This window comes from Streptomyces sp. NBC_00461 (genome assembly GCF_036013935.1).
In the GTDB taxonomy this organism is placed as follows: domain Bacteria; phylum Actinomycetota; class Actinomycetes; order Streptomycetales; family Streptomycetaceae; genus Streptomyces.
On sequence record NZ_CP107902.1, the window covers coordinates 5,668,877 to 5,686,082 of the forward strand.

17 protein-coding genes are annotated in these 17,206 nt (G+C 70.0%); 13 read left to right on the forward strand and 4 right to left on the reverse strand.

Annotation, left to right across the window (positions count from 1 at the left end; genetic code table 11):
- The first annotated feature begins 50 nt into the window (after nucleotides 1-50).
- From OG870_RS26555 to OG870_RS26565, 3 genes are all read left to right on the forward strand, one after another.
- A complete protein-coding gene (locus OG870_RS26555) occupies nucleotides 51-743 on the forward strand; it encodes a VC0807 family protein (RefSeq protein WP_266519089.1) in 693 nt (230 codons plus the stop codon).
- A 78-nt stretch (nucleotides 744-821) separates the two neighbouring features.
- A complete protein-coding gene (locus OG870_RS26560; RefSeq protein ID WP_266844640.1) occupies nucleotides 822-2,039 on the forward strand; it encodes an MFS transporter in 1,218 nt (405 codons plus the stop codon).
- Entirely contained in the window at nucleotides 1,990-3,162 is a 1,173-nt protein-coding gene (locus tag OG870_RS26565) for an acetoin utilization protein AcuC (protein WP_266519093.1), read from the forward strand. Before OG870_RS26560 ends, OG870_RS26565 begins: the two co-directional genes overlap by 50 nt.
- Before the next feature lie 36 nt (nucleotides 3,163-3,198).
- Here the strand turns inward: OG870_RS26565 and OG870_RS26570 are convergent, their stop codons facing one another.
- Nucleotides 3,199-3,639, reverse strand: a complete 441-nt coding sequence (locus OG870_RS26570) for a hypothetical protein (protein WP_266589115.1) — start codon at nucleotides 3,637-3,639, stop codon at nucleotides 3,199-3,201.
- A 210-nt stretch (nucleotides 3,640-3,849) separates the two neighbouring features.
- On the opposite strand from OG870_RS26570, the gene OG870_RS26575 reads away from it, so the two are divergent.
- The 5 genes from OG870_RS26575 (at nucleotide 3,850) to OG870_RS26595 (ending at nucleotide 7,664) form a co-directional block, all read left to right on the forward strand.
- A complete protein-coding gene (locus OG870_RS26575) occupies nucleotides 3,850-4,665 on the forward strand; it encodes a phosphatase (protein ID WP_266519097.1) in 816 nt (271 codons plus the stop codon).
- Between the two features lie 130 nt (nucleotides 4,666-4,795).
- The gene (locus tag OG870_RS26580; RefSeq protein WP_016437488.1) at nucleotides 4,796-5,005 is read left to right on the forward strand and encodes a helix-turn-helix domain-containing protein; all 210 of its coding nucleotides are present in this window, start codon (nucleotides 4,796-4,798) and stop codon (nucleotides 5,003-5,005) included.
- 152 nt (nucleotides 5,006-5,157) lie between these two features.
- Nucleotides 5,158-5,256: a 30S ribosomal protein bS22 gene (locus OG870_RS26585; protein WP_003948845.1), complete on the forward strand. Its 99-nt coding sequence runs from the start codon at nucleotides 5,158-5,160 to the stop codon at nucleotides 5,254-5,256.
- Nucleotides 5,257-5,535: 279 nt separating this feature from the next.
- Entirely contained in the window at nucleotides 5,536-6,597 is a 1,062-nt protein-coding gene (locus OG870_RS26590) for an NAD-dependent epimerase/dehydratase family protein (RefSeq protein WP_266519099.1), read from the forward strand.
- A gap of 14 nt (nucleotides 6,598-6,611) precedes the next feature.
- On the forward strand, nucleotides 6,612-7,664 hold the full coding sequence (locus tag OG870_RS26595; protein ID WP_266519101.1) for a lysophospholipid acyltransferase family protein: 1,053 nt from the start codon (nucleotides 6,612-6,614) through the stop codon (nucleotides 7,662-7,664).
- Nucleotides 7,665-7,775: 111 nt separating this feature from the next.
- Here the strand turns inward: OG870_RS26595 and OG870_RS26600 are convergent, their stop codons facing one another.
- From OG870_RS26600 to OG870_RS26610, 3 genes are all read right to left on the reverse strand, one after another.
- Nucleotides 7,776-8,999 carry a DUF5667 domain-containing protein gene (locus OG870_RS26600; RefSeq protein ID WP_266519103.1) on the reverse strand — a complete coding sequence of 408 codons (1,224 nt, stop codon included), beginning with the start codon at nucleotides 8,997-8,999 and terminating at the stop codon, nucleotides 7,776-7,778.
- 226 nt (nucleotides 9,000-9,225) lie between these two features.
- On the reverse strand, nucleotides 9,226-9,999 hold the full coding sequence (locus tag OG870_RS26605) for an ECF subfamily RNA polymerase sigma factor, BldN family (RefSeq protein ID WP_266519104.1): 774 nt from the start codon (nucleotides 9,997-9,999) through the stop codon (nucleotides 9,226-9,228).
- 337 nt (nucleotides 10,000-10,336) lie between these two features.
- Complete coding sequence (locus OG870_RS26610) at nucleotides 10,337-11,248, reverse strand: HAD family hydrolase (RefSeq protein ID WP_266519106.1); 912 nt, start codon at nucleotides 11,246-11,248, stop codon at nucleotides 10,337-10,339.
- Nucleotides 11,249-11,414: 166 nt separating this feature from the next.
- On the opposite strand from OG870_RS26610, the gene OG870_RS26615 reads away from it, so the two are divergent.
- From OG870_RS26615 to OG870_RS26635, 5 genes are all read left to right on the forward strand, one after another.
- A complete protein-coding gene (locus OG870_RS26615; protein WP_266519108.1) occupies nucleotides 11,415-11,696 on the forward strand; it encodes a glutaredoxin family protein in 282 nt (93 codons plus the stop codon).
- Nucleotides 11,697-11,942: 246 nt separating this feature from the next.
- Nucleotides 11,943-12,704 (forward strand): redox-sensing transcriptional repressor Rex, encoded by a 762-nt coding sequence (locus OG870_RS26620; protein WP_266519110.1) that lies wholly within the window; start codon nucleotides 11,943-11,945, stop codon nucleotides 12,702-12,704.
- Nucleotides 12,701-14,491 carry a glutamyl-tRNA reductase gene (locus OG870_RS26625; RefSeq protein WP_266844634.1) on the forward strand — a complete coding sequence of 597 codons (1,791 nt, stop codon included), beginning with the start codon at nucleotides 12,701-12,703 and terminating at the stop codon, nucleotides 14,489-14,491. The genes OG870_RS26620 and OG870_RS26625 overlap by 4 nt, the downstream gene beginning before the upstream one ends.
- Nucleotides 14,488-15,459: a hydroxymethylbilane synthase gene (gene hemC, locus OG870_RS26630; RefSeq protein WP_266519114.1), complete on the forward strand. Its 972-nt coding sequence runs from the start codon at nucleotides 14,488-14,490 to the stop codon at nucleotides 15,457-15,459. The genes OG870_RS26625 and hemC overlap by 4 nt, the downstream gene beginning before the upstream one ends.
- Nucleotides 15,456-17,159 (forward strand): bifunctional uroporphyrinogen-III C-methyltransferase/uroporphyrinogen-III synthase, encoded by a 1,704-nt coding sequence (locus OG870_RS26635; RefSeq protein WP_266519116.1) that lies wholly within the window; start codon nucleotides 15,456-15,458, stop codon nucleotides 17,157-17,159. The genes hemC and OG870_RS26635 overlap by 4 nt, the downstream gene beginning before the upstream one ends.
- The last annotated feature ends 47 nt before the right edge of the window (nucleotides 17,160-17,206 follow it).

A 17,206-nucleotide genomic window follows, 5' to 3' on the forward strand; every position in this document is an offset into this window, starting at 1 on the left:
CGGACGATCGTTCCTACTGGCGCCGGGGTGCCGGACGGCAAGCTGAGGGCATGACGACGAAGACGAACAAGAAGAACCCCTTCACCCCGCTGATCGTGGACGTGGCGGTACCCCTCGGTTCGTACTACCTGTTCAAGGACGGCTTCGGGATGAGCACGTTCGCGGCGCTCGCCTGGAGCAGCGTGGTGCCGGCCGCGCGGACGGTGTGGAGCGTGGTCAAGGAGCGGGCGACCAACGGGCTGGCGCTTCTCATTCTCGTCGTGAACGTCGTCGGGCTGCTGCTCAGCTTCGTCACCGGTGACCCTCGGCTGATGCTCGCCAAGGATGGCGGGGTCAGCAGCACGGTCGCGATCGGCATCCTGGTCTCCGTGGCGCTCGGCAAGCCGATGATGACCGCGGGCCTCAAGCCCTTCCTGGTGAAGGGGGATACGGCGAAGGAGGCCGCCTGGCAGCGGCTGGCGGGCGGAGGCGCGGCCGGGTCGGCGGACTTCCGGCGCAAGGAGCGGGTCTTCTCCGTCATCTGGGGTGTGGCGCTGCTCGGTGAGTGCGTCGCGCGGGTCGTGGGCGCGTACACGATTCCCGTGGACACCATGGTCTGGCTCGGTGGGGTCTTCCTGGTCGTCGCGATCGCGCTCGGGATGGTGGTCGGCGGCGCGTTCGGCGCCGGGCCCATGGAGCGGATGCTCGCCGAGGAGACGAAGACCGCGAACGCGCCTGAGCCCGAAGTCGCCGTCGCCGCCTGAGCGCACGGGCAAAGCTGAGAGAAATTCATCTTTGGCTGGATCTACCCACAGGTAGCCCGGGGCCCTACGCTCGCCGCCATGACAGATGTGCTGCGGCGCGGTAGGGCCTCTTTGGCGTTCAGCTTCTTCGCTCAGGGCGCCACCTTTGCCCTGCTGGTGACCCGCATCCCGGCTATCCAGGACCGGTACGGCGTCTCCGACGCGCTGCTGCCCGCCTTCCTGGCCGCCGTGCCCGTCCTGGCCGGCGTCGGGAGCGTGACGGCCGAGCAGTTGGTGAAGCGACTGCCGCCGAGTCTGCTGCTGCGGTGCCTGCAGCCTGTCGTGCTGCTGGCGCTCCTCGGTGTCGGGGCGGGGGAGAACCTGGCCGAGCTGGGGATCGCGCTGGGCGCGTTCGGGCTTGCCGTGGGCGGGCTCGACGCCTCGATGAACATGCTCGGGGTGAGCCTGCAGCGGGCGTACGGGCGCAGCATCATGCTCAGCTTCCATGCCGTGTTCAGTCTCGGCGGGATCATGGGTGCCTCGCTGGCCTGGGCGGGGGCGCACTGGCATCTGGCGCTGTGGGTGTCGTATCTGCCGGTCGTCGCGGTGCTGTTGCCGGCCACGCTGGTCGGGAGTCGGTGGTACGTCGGCGGGGAGGCCGGTCCCGGCGAGCAGGCGGTCGAGGCGGGCGGGGGCCAGTCCCTCGTCTTCAAGCTGCTGCTGCCGCTGTGTCTGGTGATGACTTTCGCCTACATCGGGGACTCGACCGTCTCCAACTGGAGCGCCAAGTACCTGAAGGACGTGCTCGGGAGTTCGGAGCAGCTGTCGACGGTGCCGTACAACGTCTACATGGTGACCACGCTGGTGGGGCGGTCGCTGGGGGACTTGGGGGTACGGCGGTTCGGGGCCGTGGCGGTGGTGCGGCTGGGGGCGGTGGTGGCGGCGCTCGGGTTCGCCGTGGTGGCGGTGGCGCCCGGCGCGTGGGTCGGGATGCTCGGGTTCATGCTGCTGGGGCTCGGACTGTGCGTGCTGGTGCCGCAGACCTTCGCGGCCGCCGGGCGGCTGTTCCCGCACGCGTCCGACGCCGCTGTCGCGCGGCTGAACATCTTCAACTACGTCGGCTTCCTGGTCGGCTCGCCGCTCGTGGGGGCGCTGGGCGACACGTGGAGCTATCGCGGGGCGATGGTCGTGCCGATGGTGTTGGTGCTGGTGACCCTGTTCTACGCCCGTTCGTTCGCTCCTCAACCGGACCGATACGGTGGCGGGCATGAGCGGCCGCGCACAGCTGATGTGGGACGAGGCAGTAACGGGCTATGACTTCGGTCCGGACCATCCGATGGATCCGGTCCGGCTCGCCCTGACCAGGCACCTCGTCGATGCCTTCGGGCTCGACAAGGACATCGACGTGGTGGCGGCGAAATCCGCCGGGGAGTCGACCCTGCGGCTCGTCCACCGGGAGGACTACGTCGAGGCCGTGAAGGCGGCTTCGGTGGATCCGGAGGCGGCGGACGGGGCGTACGGGCTCGGGACGATCGACGATCCCGCCTTTGCGGGGATGCACGAGGTGTCCGCGCTGATCGCCGGGCAGTCGGTGGGCGCGGCCGAGGCGGTGTGGCGCGGAGAGGCGCTGCACGCGGTGAACTTCGCGGGCGGCCTGCATCATGCGATGCCCGGGGGCGCGTCCGGGTTCTGCATCTACAACGACGCCTCGCTCGCCATTGCACGGCTGCTGGAGCTGGGGGCCGAGCGGGTCGCCTACGTCGATGTGGACGTGCATCACGGGGACGGGGTGCAGGCGGCCTTCTGGGAGGATCCGCGCGTTCTGACGATCTCGCTGCACGAGCATCCGCGGACGCTGTTTCCGCAGACCGGGTGGCCGGAGGAGACGGGCGCCGACTCGGCGGAGGGCTCGGCCGTGAACCTCGCGCTGCCCGCCGGGACCGGGGATGCCGGATGGCTGCGGGCCTTCCACGCCGTCGTACCGGAACTGATCGCCGATTTCCGGCCGCAGGTGCTGGTGACGCAACACGGGGCCGACACGCACTTCGAGGATCCGCTCGCGCACCTGGCCGTGTCGCTGGACGCCCAGCGGGCCGTGCAGGTCGCCTGCCATGAGCTCGCGCATGAGTACGCCGACGGGAAGTGGATCGCGCTCGGCGGCGGCGGATACGCGGTCGTCGAGGTCGTGCCCCGGTCCTGGACGCATCTGGTGGGGATCGCGGCGGGGCGGGAGATCGCGCCGGAGACGATGATCCCCGAGGGCTGGCGGCAGGAAGTGTTCGCGCGGACGCGGCAGTTGGCGCCGGCGCGGATGACGGATGGGCGGTGGCCGGTGTCGTACGCGGGCTGGGAGGCGGGGTACGACCCTGCGGACCGGCTCGATCAGGCGGTGCTGGCCACGCGGCGTGCGGTGTTTCCGCTGCGGGGGCTGCTGGCGTAGCCGACCGGGGGGTCGACCACGCCGGCAGCCGTCTGATCAGGTGCAGAGGCCGTTGTCCGAGTTGTAGTGGATGTCGATCGAGCCGCTCCAGGTCAGGCACTGACCGTCGTCCGGGGCGTCCTTGTACACCGGGCCCGCGTAGCTGGTGTAGGAGCCCGAGTCCTTGGCCTCGCCACTGCTGTACGGCCAGGTGTCCAGGGTGACCTCCATGAAGACGCGGGCGCCCGGGCTGGTGCGCACGGTGACCGCGCACACCTTGCCGGCGGTGCGGTTGAAGGTCACGAACGTGGTGGCGGGGATGGTGGACTGGGACGAGTGGATCGGCGTGGCCCGCACGACGTCGTAGCCCTTGCCGCAGGCGCCGTTGTAGGCGGTGGGCGTGGCGGCCGAGGCCGGCGTGGTCGCGGCGAGCGTGCCGCCCAGGGCGAGGACGGCGAGGGCTGCGGCGGTGGCTGCCTTGCGGCGGGTCGGCTTCATGGTGTTCCCCCTGTTGGTGACGACTGGTCAATGCGTTCGGGACAGCCGGTCGTTGCCGTCCACACAGGGTGAGACCAGGGAGCCCCGACGACGGTTGTGGGCCGTCGTGTCGCTGTTCTGTCACCGGTGTCACGGGGGTTGTTACGCCAACTGTGCGGTGTTTGCCTGTTCGTGTGGCCGCCCCCGCCCCGGTCCGCCACCCTCGAAGACGTGTTGAGCACCGGAGCCCTGCGGGCCCATCTCCTGGCCGCCCGTCTCGCCGGGCCGGTGGCCACCTCCCGTGAGGAGAGCCTCCGTAGCTATCGTCTTTTCGCCGCCCGCGATCCGCGCGTACTGCTCGGACTTGATCCCGAATGGACGTGGACGCAGCGGGATCTGATCGAGTTGATGGCGGACAAGTGCGGGGTCTCGGCCGATCCTCGACATGTCTCAGGCCATGATCTGATCGATCCGGAGCGCACTCTGATCGCTCTGGAGGCCTTCGCGGACCGTCTCGCCGTAGCGGCCCAGCGCAGCGCCCCCGTGCTCCTCGGCACCGGCCACCCGCACCGCCTGCTCGGTTTCTACGCCGCCTTGGCGGACGCGCTGTCGGCGGCGGGATGTGCCGTCCTCACACCGGCGCATGGCCACTGTGTCGACATAACGACCCGGTTCGGCCTACGCACGTACAACCTTGACTACGTACAAGGAGTCGCGCTCGTGCGGGAACCCGGCGCTGCTCGCCCCGGTTGTGCGACCGGCGTACACACGCACTCCCCGCTGCCGGTTCGTACCGCTCTGGCGGCCGCGGCCGAGGCCGGAGGGCCGCTTCCCGAGCTGGTCGTCGGGGACCACGGTTGGGTCTGCGGGGCAGGTCAGCTGGGGTTCGAGGCCATTGGTCTCGCCGATACGGACGACCCCGCGCTCTTCGTGGGGGAGGCCGAGGGGTCCGTGTCCGTCGTCGTTCCACTTGATGACGCTGTGCGGTCTGATTACTACCGGCCGCTTACCCGCTACGTACTCAATCGAGCGTGTCTGTCACAGTAGGCCGCCGATGGGTGCACCTCTTCCCCACTCGCATCACTGGCCCCTACATTGGGGAGTGAGCACGCAGCGACGAAGAGTCACCGGAAGGGGAAGCCGGTGGCGCGTCGAGTGCGGAAGGTTCAGGTGTGTCATGGCTGCTGAGCAGAGGCCTCTGAGCGAGGTTCAGTTCCTTACCGTGGCGGAGGTCGCCTCGGTGATGCGAGTGTCGAAGATGACCGTGTACCGGTTGGTGCACAGCGGTCATCTGCCCGCGATCAGGGTGGGGCGGTCCTTCCGCGTCCCCGAGAACGCGGTTCACGAGTACCTCCGCGAGAGTTATGTGGGGGTGGAAACCGCCTGACGACTGCCCCGGGGGGATCCTCAGGGCACTTCTGGATCTCCCCGGCGCCCTCGATTACGACCTCAGCGCTCGGACGGGTAGGCTGGCCCCTTGTAGGTCGTATGGGCCCATGGCGCCCAACGCCGAGTGATGAGAAGTGAGCGAGGGTTGTCGTGGGCTCTGTTATCAAGAAGCGGCGCAAGCGGATGGCGAAGAAGAAGCACCGCAAGCTGCTGAAGCGCACGCGCGTTCAGCGTCGCAACAAGAAGTAGGCGACGCTCCAGAAGCGTGTTCTGTGGCCCCCCACCGCAACCGGTGGGGGGCCACAGGCGTTTGGTGTTCACACAAGCCCCCAGAAGCGCACGGGACCGCGCACAGCCCTGTGCGTACGCACAGGTTTCACATGGCCTGGTCTGTTCGTACGTCTGTGGATGCCGTCACTTCGTGCATTGGGCGGTCATCACAGCGCAACATCGACCCGCTAGGTTGGCCGCACACGGGGAACACGGCAGGCTACGAGTACCGGATGGGCTGGAAGGAAGGCGCAGATCTTGGGCAAGGTCGTGCTCGTGACCGGAGTGGCCCGCAGGCTCGGGGGCCGGTTCGTACGACGGATCCAGCGTGACCCGGAGGTTGACCGGGTCATCGCCGTGGACGCGGTGCCACCCGAGCACCATCTGGGCGGAGCAGACTTCATCCTGGCCGACATCCGGCAGCCCACCATCGCGCGCGTGCTCGCCGAGACCGGCGCCGACACGGTCGTCCACATGGACGTGAGCGCGACGGGGCTCGGCAGCGGCAGCCGGACCGTGGTCAAGGAGACCAACGTCATCGGCACGATGCAGCTGCTCGGCGCCTGCCAGAAGTCGCAGAGCGTCAAACGGCTCGTCGTGAAGTCCAGTACGAACGTGTACGGCTCCGCGCCCCGCGATCCCGCGGTGTTCACCGAGACGACCCCGCCCAAGTCCCTGCCCAGCGGCGGCTTCGCCAAGGACACGGTCGAGGTCGAGGGGTATGTACGGGGCTTCGCGCGGCGGCGGCCCGACGTGGCCGTGTGCGTGCTGCGGTTCGCCAACATCCTGGGGCCCACGGCGGACACTCCGCTCGCCTCCTACTTCTCGCTGCCGGTCCTGCCGACCGTGTTCGGCTACGACCCGCGGCTGCAGTTCGTGCACGAGGACGACGTGATCGAGGTGCTGCGGATCGCCTCGCACGACCCGGCGCGGGGCACGCTCAACAGCGGCACCTTCAACATCGCCGGCGACGGGGTCCTGTTGCTCTCCCAGTGCTCCAGGCGGCTCGGCCGTCCCACGGTGCCGCTGCTGCTGCCGGCGGTCACCTGGGCGGGGTCCCTGGTGCGCACGCTGGGCATGACGGACTTCTCGCCCGAACAGATCCGGCTGCTCACCCACGGCCGGGTCGTGGCGACGGACCAGATGCGTGAGACGCTCGGATTCAAGCCGAAGTACACGACGGCGGAGACCTTCGCGGACTTCGCGCGCAGTCACGGACCCGGGCTCCTGCCGCCGGAGGCCCTCGCGGGGGCCGTCGACCGGATCGCCGCGCTGCCCGTCCCGGGCAGCGGCCACCCCCCGACGCAGAGCGCCAACTGAGGAGCGCATCAACGATGGCGGACGCCAAGGTCATTCCGTTCGACGACGACCGGTCCCGCGGGAGTGCCGTACAGCGGCCGCCGCGGCGCCGGGGCGTGGGGAGCCGACGCAGGACCACGGAACCCGCGCTGGTCGGAGAGGTCCAGCCCCTGCCAGGCAGGGCGTCTGCGCAGCATGATGTTCCCGTGACGCATGAGGAACAGCCGCCGCGGCAGGCGCAGAACGACGGTGGTGTGGAGCGGCGCATCGCCGGCGGTCTCTCCTTCCTGCGCCGCCGCCTGACCGGCGACTACGAGGTCGACGACTTCGGCTACGACGAGGAGTTGACCGACCAGGTCCTGATGTCGATGCTGCGCCCGGTGTACGAGAAGTACTTCCGGGTCGAGGTGAAGGGCATCGAGAACATCCCGTCGGACGGCGGCGCGCTGATCGTCGCCAACCACTCCGGGACTCTCCCGCTGGACGGCCTGATGATGCAGGTCGCCGTCCACGACAACCACCCCGCGGGCCGCCATCTGCGGCTGCTGGCGGCGGACCTGGTGTTCATGCTCCCCGTGGTCAACGAACTGGCCCGCAAGCTCGGCCACACCCTGGCCTGTGCGGAGGACGCCGATCGGCTGCTGGGGCAGGGCGAGCTGGTCGGAGTCATGCCGGAGGGCTTCAAGGGCATCGGCAAGCCCTTCAGCGAGCGCTACAAGCTCCAGCGCTTCGGCCGTGGCGGCTTCGTCTCCACGGCGCTGCGGCACGGCACGCCGATCATCCCGTGCTCGATCGTCGGGGCCGAGGAGATCTACCCGATGATCGGCAACGCGAAGACGCTGGCGCGGCTGCTCGGCTTCCCGTACTTCCCGCTGACGCCGACGTTCCCGTGGCTGGGCCCGCTGGGTGCGATCCCGTTGCCGACGAAGTGGACGATCCAGTTCGGCGAGCCGATCCGGACGGACGGCTATCCGCCGGAGGCCGGCGAGGACCCGATGCTGATGTTCAACCTGACCGACCAGGTACGGGAGCAGATCCAGCACACCCTCTACAAGTTGCTGGTGCAGCGGAGGTCGGTGTTCTTCTGAGGGGGCTCGGGAGGGCTCCGGGGGGCGCAGGGTTCTGGGCATGGCGATGGGGGCGTCCCTCCTGAGAGAGACGCCCCCATCGCCGTACCTGCCTGCCGGCCGGATGCCTGACTACTGGCCGGTGTCCTCGCTGTCGATGCCGAGGCCCGGGAGCAGGCCCGGGAGGAGCGGTGGGATGGTCACGTCCGGTTCGCTGGTGGGCGGCTTGCTTGCGGACGGGGAGGCGCTGCCGCTGTCCTTGGGCGGGTCGAGCAGGCCTCCGGTGCTGCCTCCGAGCAGGCCCTCTCCGGTGGACCCGGCCGACTGGCTGGGGCTGCTGGAGTGGCCGCCTTCTGAGGAGCCGCTGCCGGCGCTGGGCGTCGTCGACCGCCTGCCGGAGCCGGACGTGCCCTTGGACGCCGTCCCCGAGGAGTGTCGCTTGCCGTCGCCGCCGCCCTGGGCCGGGGACTGCGGCAGCAGGGACTGCAGGGGGGCGACCTCTTCGTCTATGGCGTCGAACACGGACGACAGCTGGTTGCTGACGTCCCCGAGCTGGACCGGAAGCCTTTGGCGCAAGGCGCCCCAGGCGTCGCGGTGCGAACGCGAGAAGGCGGAGAGTGCCTGGATGGGGCCCAGGGACTCGGGGTCGCGCTCGTACGCCTCGTGCAGCAGCCGATGGCCCTCGGACGCGTCGTGTGTCATGCCCGCCAGGGTGCGGCGGATCTCGCCGAGGGACTCGTGGTCGAGCTGGGCGCCGCCGCGGCCGCGCTCCATCAGTCGGCGGGCTTCGCTCAGCCGGGTGGACGCCTGGTCGAGGTAGGCCACGCCGCGCTGGTCGTCCCCCTCGGACATGTAGTTGAGCTTGAAGTCCTCGATGCCTCGCTTGAGCCCGTAGAGCGAGTCTCCGGGCAGCGCGTCCGAGCTGGCCGCGGCGACTCCGCCGAAGGCGCCCGCCGCGACGCCGACACTCAGCCCGCCCGCGGCCAGGCCCTTGGTCAGCCGCGACCGGGGCCGCAGTTTGCCCAGTGTGCTCGCGCGGTGGGCACCGCGAGAGCGCTGCTGGGGTACCGAAGCATCCGCCGCCTCGCCACCGGCGCCCTCCTGCAGCATGGCCTCGAACGCGGCCACCAGCTGAGCCCGCTGGACGACCTTGACCTCAGGGTCCAGCTCCGGTCTTGGCAGCTCGCCGAGACCCTCCGTGAGGACCAACAGACGGCCGTGCTCGGACTGTTCCGCAGCAGCCGGGGCCGGTTCCGGCCCCTCGGACTGCTCGGCCGCCGTGCCCCGGTCCGACTGCTCCTCCAGGGCCTGGGCGAAGGCGTTCGCCCGCCGGTGTGCCGATACGTTCGCGATCACTGGCGGCACCTCCTCTCATCATGACGGTCGACTCCCCAGGGGGTCCTGAGGGTTGCACGCTCTGACCACATCCACACGATCCAGCGATCGAAGACGGCCAGGGAGTGACCACAGGGAGCCTGCATCCCGCACAACGAGCGTGTCGGCACTTGGGTTACGGACGACGGATGATCGGAACCGAAAGTCAACGCACTTTCACTGATTGCTAGTTGGGTATCACTGAGCGTCAGCGGGCGTCGTCCGGGAGAAGGCGGGCCAGGGTACGTACGGCTCGGTACTGAAGGGTCTTGATGGCGCCCTCGTTCTTGCCCATCACCCGAGCGGTCTCGGCGACGGAGAGGCCCTGGAGGAAGCGGAGGGTCACGCACTCCTGCTGCTGGGGGTTGAGCCGGCGCACGGCGTCGAGAAGCGCGGCGTTGGAGAGGGACTCCAGGACGGAGTCCTCGGGGGAGCGCTCGACCTCGTTGGCGTCGAGCATCTCGCCGGTCGTCACCTCCAGGCGGAAGCGACTGGACTTGAAGTGGTCGGCCACGAGGTTGCGGGCGATGGTGACCAGCCAGGCGCCGAAGTCACGACCTTGCCAGGTGAAGGTGCCGATACGGCGCAGGGCGCGCAGGAACGTCTCACTGGTGAGGTCCTCGGCGGTGGCCTTGCCGCCGACGCGGTAGTAGATGTACCGGTACACGGTGTCGCTGTACTGGTCGTAGAGGCGGCCGAAGGCGTCGGCCTCGCCGGCCTGGGCGCGTTCGACCAGGTCCATCATGCGGGCGCTGTCGCTGTCCGCGGCCGGACGGCGGGTGGTGGCGGTGCCGGCCGTGCGGCTGCGCCTGCCGACGGCGGCGCTGCCGTCGGCGAGCGCGTAGCACGGGCCGACGGGGGTGTTGGCAACGGCAAGGGCGGGGACGGCGTACGCGGTGGGGACGAAGCCGCGCAACAGGTCTAGGACCGTTGCGCGCAGCGTAGCCAGGCCCGAGGCGTCAACCCCGACGTGTGGGTACACGGGACTCCCAGAGGCAGAGCTTCCATCACGTGCAGTGCGGGACCTTTCACCCGTCGTAGCGACGGAGGGGTACCGGTTTGCGTCTGAGGAGAATAACGCTTCGTGCAGGCGCTGCTACACCCAGTTGCTCAAATCATCGATTACGTCGCTTCCGTAACCCATTCAGGCCCGATCAAGTGCCGTTGCGTGACCGGTTGTTGATCGAAATGGTTCGGATTACGAGTGAGAACAGGGCGTGTTGTGGCCGTGTGCAGCCAATGGGACTGGATAAACGCAGGACGGGCCGGGAAACCTGACCCGGCCCGTCGTGTCGTGCTGCGTCGTGCTGCTCCGACTGTCAGCGGCGGCGTTTGTGCAGTGCGATCGCCGCCGCCGTTCCACCTGCCACCGCGCCGACGCCGGCTGCTGCCGGGATGCCGACCTTGGCCGCCTTGCGGCCCGTGCGGTAGTCGCGCAGGCGCCAGTCCAGGTTGCGGGCGTGCTTGCGGAGCTTGGTGTCCGGGTTGATGGCGTAGGGGTGGCCGACCAGGGACAGCATCGGGATGTCGTTGTGACTGTCGCTGTAGGCGGCGCAGCGGGTCAGGTCCAGGCCCTCCGCCGCGGCCAGCGCGCGAACCGCCTCCGCCTTCGCCGGGCCGTGCAGGGGCTCGCCCACCAGCTTGCCCGTGTAGACGCCGTCGACGGACTCGGCCACCGTGCCCAGGGCGCCGGTGAGGCCGAGGCGGCGGGCGATCACCGTGGCGATCTCCACCGGCGCCGCCGTGACCAGCCACACCTTCTGGCCCGCGTCCAGGTGCGCCTGGGCGAGTGCCCGCGTGCCCGGCCAGATCCGCTCCGCCATGTACTCGTCGTAGATCTCCTCGCCGATCGACTGCAGTTCGGCGACGCGGTGGCCCTTCACGATGGACAGGGCCGAGTCGCGGGCCTCCTGCATGTGCTCGGGGTCCTCGACGCCGGCCAGCCGGAACCACGCCTGCTGCCAGGCGAACTTGGCGAGATCGCGGGTCTCGAAGAACTTCCGCTTGTACAGGCCCCGGCCGAAGTGGAAGAGAGCGGCGCCCTGCATGACGGTGTTGTCGAGATCGAAGAAGGCGGCAGCCTTGTCGTCGCCGAGTACCGGGAAGACCGGTTCCTCCGGGGGGATGTCCTGCGAGGACTTGCGCGCTGCCTCCGCAGAGGCCTCGCCTGCCAACACGCTCCGCGCCGTGGCGGAGCGCCTACGGGGAGTGAGCCATCCGAGAGCGGCCATGACCGTGAGCATAGCCAGTTTGTTCGGTGCCTCCAGACGCGAGAGGTTTGGAAGCTGTGAACTCTCCGCGACCGTGTCGTTAAAGAACTGATGCGATCCGCCCGTTCGTTGCCCTCCCCGCGGCGGTTTCGCGGGGTGTCCCGCCGCCGGGCTCCCGCGCGCGAGAATGGCCGACATGAGTCCCCTCTTCCGACGTAAGCCCGCTCCGCACGAGCGGACGGTCACTCTCATCGGCAAACCCGACTGCCATCTGTGCGACGACGCGCGGCTGGTGGTCGGGAAGGTCTGCGGCGAACTCGGCGTTTCCTGGGAGGAGAAGGACATCACCCAGGACAAGGGGCTGCACGACGAGTACTGGGAGCAGATCCCCGTGGTTCTCGTCGACGGCCTGCAGCACACCTTCTGGCGGGTGGACGAGGGCCGCCTGCGCAAAGAACTGACCGACTAGTACAAGACCGTACGAACGTCGCCTAGGATCGATGGCGATCTGGTCTCGGGGGCGGGATTCACGAGGAGCGTGGCGGTTTTGCCCCCTGGGATGCGCCTGGGACGCGTGTGCGTGACCCCGGTCACGTTGGCCGGGCAAAACGGACACCATCTTTGTGCACGCGTTCACAAAGACATAGCCTGCTGTCGACGGGGCGGTCTGGGTACGTGTGACCGCCTACAGCCCCGCTCTACCCGCAGGAGCACCGTGGCAACTGGCCGATCTCACCGACCGGCGACCCGTAGCCGAGGGATTCCCGAGGCCACCGTCGCCAGGCTTCCGCTGTACCTCCGCGCGCTGACCGGACTGTCGGAGCGCTCGGTACCCACGGTTTCGTCCGAGGAACTCGCCGCCGCCGCGGGCGTCAACTCCGCGAAGCTGCGCAAGGACTTCTCGTACCTGGGGTCGTACGGCACCCGTGGTGTGGGCTACGACGTCGAGTATCTCGTCTACCAGATCTCGCGTGAGCTGGGGCTCACCCAGGACTGGCCGGTTGTGATCGTCGGTATCGGCAATCTCGGCGCCGCCCTGGCCAACTACGGCGGGTTCGCCTCCCGCGGGTTCCGTGTCGCGGCCCTCATAGACGCAGACCCGGCGATGGCCGGCAAGCCCGTCGCGGGGATCCGCGTGCAGCACTCCGATGAGCTGGAAAAGATCATCGAGGACAACGGCGTGAGCATCGGCGTCATCGCCACCCCCGCCGGTGCCGCCCAGCCGGTCTGCGACCGGCTCGTGGCCGCCGGCGTCACCTCCATCCTGAACTTCGCGCCGACCGTGCTGACCGTCCCGGACGGCGTCGACGTACGCAAGGTCGATCTCTCGATCGAGCTGCAGATCCTCGCCTTCCACGAGCAGCGCAAGGCCGGCGAGGAGGCCGCGGCGAACGACGGCGCGGGACCGGCCGCCGCCCGCAAGGAGTCCACCGAGCAGGGCCCGGACGGGGACGTACCCGCCGTGATGCCGGCATGAGTCTCCTCGTCGTCGGGCTGAGCCACCGCAGCGCCCCGGTCAGCGTCCTGGAACGGGCCGCACTGAGCGCGGACGCCCAGATCAAGCTGCTGCAGGACACGGTCGCCGCCGAGCCCGCCACCGAGGCCGCGGTCCTGGCCACCTGCAACCGCATCGAGCTGTACGCCGACGTCGACAAGTTCCACGCCGGTGTCGCCGAGCTGTCCACGCTGCTCGCCCAGCACAGCGGGGTGGGCCTGGAAGAGCTCACGCCCTATCTCTACGTCCACTACGAGGACCGGGCCGTCCATCATCTGTTCTCGGTGGCGTGCGGGCTGGACTCCATGGTCGTGGGCGAGGGGCAGATCCTCGGGCAGATGAAGGACTCGCTGGCCAAGGCGCAGGACCTGCACACCGCGGGACGGCTGCTCAACGACCTGTTCCAGCAGGCGCTGCGGGTCGGCAAGCGCGCCCACTCCGAGACCGGCATCGACCGGGCCGGGCAGTCCCTGGTCACCTTCGGCCTGGAGCAGCTGTCCGCCGGAGCCGACGTCCAGGCGTGGGCCCGCGGCAAGAAGGCGCTGGTCATCGGCGCCGGCTCGATGTCCTCGCTGGCCGCCGCCACCCTCGTGCGGGCCGGGGTCACCGAGATCGTGATCGCCAACCGCACCGCCGACCGGGCCCAGCGGCTCGCACAGATACTGACCGAGGGCGACGGTACGGACGTGGCGGCCCGCGCGGTACCGATGGGTGCGGTGCCGGTCGAGCTGACACGTGCCGACGTCGTGGTGTCCTGTACCGGGGCGACCGGGCTGGTGCTGTCGGCCGAGACGATCGCGGGGGCGACCGAGGGCCGCACGCCGGGCGTGTCGGGCGGAAGCGCGGCGCAGACGGACGGCGGCTTCGGCCGTACGACAGCGGCGGCGACGGCCGTGTCCGGCCCGTCGGTCCCGGCCGCCGAGTCGGTCGTAGCCGATGAGTTCGCGCCCGCCGGCCTCGATGCCGAGGAAGGGTGTCCGCTCGATCTTCCCGCCGTGCCGGCCACCACCGGTTTCTCCGTGCTCGGCGAGGCAGCCGTGGCCGGAATGGCCGCCTCCGAGCTGGAGCAGCACGCGGCCTGGGTGGACAACGCCCCGCGGCCGCAGAGCTCCACCCCCGCGCCCGCCCCGGTCGTCGTGCTGGACCCCGCCGAGGACGCCGAGGCCATCGCGGCGCTCGCCGCCCTCGCCGCCTCCGTCGGCCGCATCCCCGAGCGCCGTAAGCCCGAGCCGGTCGTCGAGGCCCCGCGCCCCACACCCGTCCTCTTCCTCCTCGACCTCGCGATGCCCCGCGACATCGACGCGGCCGTGCACCGGCTCGCCGGGGTGCGGCTGGTGGACATCGAGTCGCTGGCCGAGGCTTCCGCCGACGCACCGATGGCCGCCGACGTCGACCAGGTCCGCCGTATCGTCTCCGACGAGGTCGCGGCCTTCGGGGCGGCGCTCCGGGCCGCGCACATCACGCCCACCGTGGTCGCCCTGCGGACGATGGCCGCCGACGTCGTCGCGAGCGAGATCGCGCGCCTTGAGGGGCGGCTGCCCGGGCTCGACGACAAGCACCGCGGCGAGATCACACAGACCGTCAAGCGCGTCGTCGACAAGCTGCTGCACGCGCCGACCGTACGGGTCAAGCAGCTCGCGGCCGAGCCCGGCGGCGCCGGGTACGCGGACGCGCTGCGCACCCTGTTCGACCTCGACCAGGAGGCGGTGGCCGCCGTCTCCCGGGCCGAAAACGACTCAGAGATCAGCAAGAACCGAGGGCCAGCATGAACAGCAAGGCACTGAGACTCGGGACCAGGCGAAGCAGACTCGCCATGGCCCAGTCCGGGCAAGTGGCGGACGCCGTGAGCCAGGTGACCGGACGGCCCGTCGAGCTCGTCGAGATCACCACCTACGGCGACACCTCCCGCGAGCACCTCGCGCAGATCGGCGGCACGGGAGTGTTCGTCACGGCGCTGCGTGACGCGCTGCTGCGGGGTGAGGTCGACTTCGCGGTTCATTCGCTCAAGGACCTGCCCACAGCGCAGCCCGCGGAACTGGCGCTGGCCGCCATCCCGCTGCGTGAGGACCCGCGCGACGTGATCGTCGCCCGGGACGCGCTGAAGTTCACCGACCTGCCGCGCGGCGCGCGCATCGGTACGGGTTCGCCGCGCCGCATGGCGCAGCTGAACGCGTACGCGCGCAGCCACGGGCTGGACATACAGACGGTCCCGATCCGGGGCAACGTCGACACCCGGATCCGGTATGTGCAGGACGGTGAGCTGGACGCCGTCGTCCTCGCCGCCGCCGGCCTCAGCCGGATAGGCCGGATCGACGAAGTGACCGACTTCCTGTCGGTCGACACGGTTCTGCCCGCCCCTGGCCAAGGGGCGCTGGCGATCGAGTGCAGGGCGGGGAACACCGCCCAAGACACTGACCTGATCGCGGCACTCGGCGAACTCGACGACCCGTTCACGCGGGCCGCCGTGACCGCCGAAAGGTCACTGCTCGCCGCCCTGGAGGCCGGGTGCAGCGCCCCTGTGGGCGCGCTGGCCGACCTTCTGGCCGACGGGCAGATTGTCAACGAAATGCGCCTGCGCGGCATAGTCGGCACGACCGACGGCACGCGTACGGTGCAGCTGTCCACCACCGGTCCCGTGCCCGAGACGTACGACCAAGCAATGGCGCTCGGCCGTGAACTCGCGGCCGAGATGCTTGCCCAGGGCGCGGCCGGTCTGATGGGGGAGCGAGCACAGTGAGCCCCACCACCCTTCCCACCGGCCTCGATCACGGGCACGTCACCTTCCTCGGTGCCGGACCCGGGGATCCGGGACTGCTGACTCTGCGCGCCGTTGAGGCGCTGGCGAACGCGGACGTACTGGTCGCCGAGCACGACGTGCTCGACGTGGTGCGTCAGCACGCCAGACAGGGCGCCGCCGAGGTGCACACGGACGGGGGCCCTTCATCGGACCCGCTTCCGGGCACGGGCACACCTCAGCTGGCGGTTGTTGACGGCTCGTCAACAACCGCTGGAGTCCCCGTGGTACGGGATGCCGCACATCTTGTCATGGAGGCCGCACGGGGCGGCAGGCGGGTCGTGCGTGCGGTGTCCGGGGATCCCGGACTCGACACGAACGCCGCCGAGGAGATGCTCGCCTGCGCCCGCGCCGGCGTGCCCTTCGAGGTGGTGCCCGGTGTCGCCACCGCCGTCGGCGTGCCCGCGTACGCCGGTGTTCCGCTGCGGGACGCCGAGGGCGCGGACGTGCGGTTCGTCGACGCGCGTACGGCATCGGACCGGTGCTGGACGGAGGTGGGGGCGTCGGACGGGACCGTGGTCGTGTCGACGACGCTGGACTCCGTCGGTGCCGCCGCCGGTGAACTGGTGTCGGCAGGCCGTAAGCCCGATACCCCGATGACCGTGACGGTGGCCGGTACGACCACGCGTCAGCGGACCTGGACGGCGACGCTCGGCACCATCGCGCAGACCCTGAAGCAGGCCAAGGTGCTGCCGTCGCCCGAGGGCGGCCGGCCGGTGATAGCCGTGGTCGGTGAGCGTTCCGCCGTCGCCCAGCGCGACCAGTTGTCGTGGTTCGAGTCCAAGCCGCTGTTCGGCTGGAAGGTTCTCGTGCCGCGTACGAAGGAGCAGGCGGCGTCGCTCTCCGACCAGCTGCGGTCCTACGGGGCCGTGCCGCACGAGGTGCCGACCATCGCCGTCGAGCCGCCGCGCACGCCCCAGCAGATGGAGCGGGCCGTGAAGGGGCTCGTCACCGGGCGCTACGAGTGGATCGCCTTCACCTCGGTGAACGCGGTCAAGGCCGTGCGGGAGAAGTTCGAGGAGTACGGGCTCGACGCGCGGGCCTTCGCGGGGATCAAGGTCGCCGCGGTGGGCGAGCAGACGGCGAAGGCGCTGGTCGCCTTTGGCGTGAAGCCGGATCTGGTGCCCAGCGGGGAGCAGTCGGCTGCGGGGCTGCTGGAGGACTGGCCGCCGTACGACCCCGTTTTCGATCCGATCGACCGGGTGTTCCTGCCGCGGGCCGACATCGCCACGGAGACTCTTGTCGCCGGGCTCATCGAGCTGGGCTGGGAGGTCGACGACGTCACCGCGTACCGGACCGTGCGGGCGTCGCCGCCGCCGGCCGATACCCGGGAGGCGATCAAGGGGGGTGGCTTCGATGCCGTTCTCTTCACGTCGTCCTCCACCGTGCGCAACCTGGTGGGTATCGCCGGGAAGCCGCACAACGTGACGGTGATCGCCTGTATCGGTCCGGCCACCGCGAAGACCGCCGAGGAGCACGGGCTGCGGGTGGACGTGATGGCTCCGGAGCCGTCCGTGCACAGGCTGGCCGAGGCGCTGGCGGACTTCGGGTTGCGGCGGCGGGCTGCCGCGCAGGAGGCCGGCGATGCGGTTACTCGGCCGAGTGAGCGGCGGCCGGGGGCTCGGCGGCGTCGTACGACCTGAGGTGGGTGGGGGTGCGCGTCCCTGGGGCGCTGCGCCCCCAGACCCCC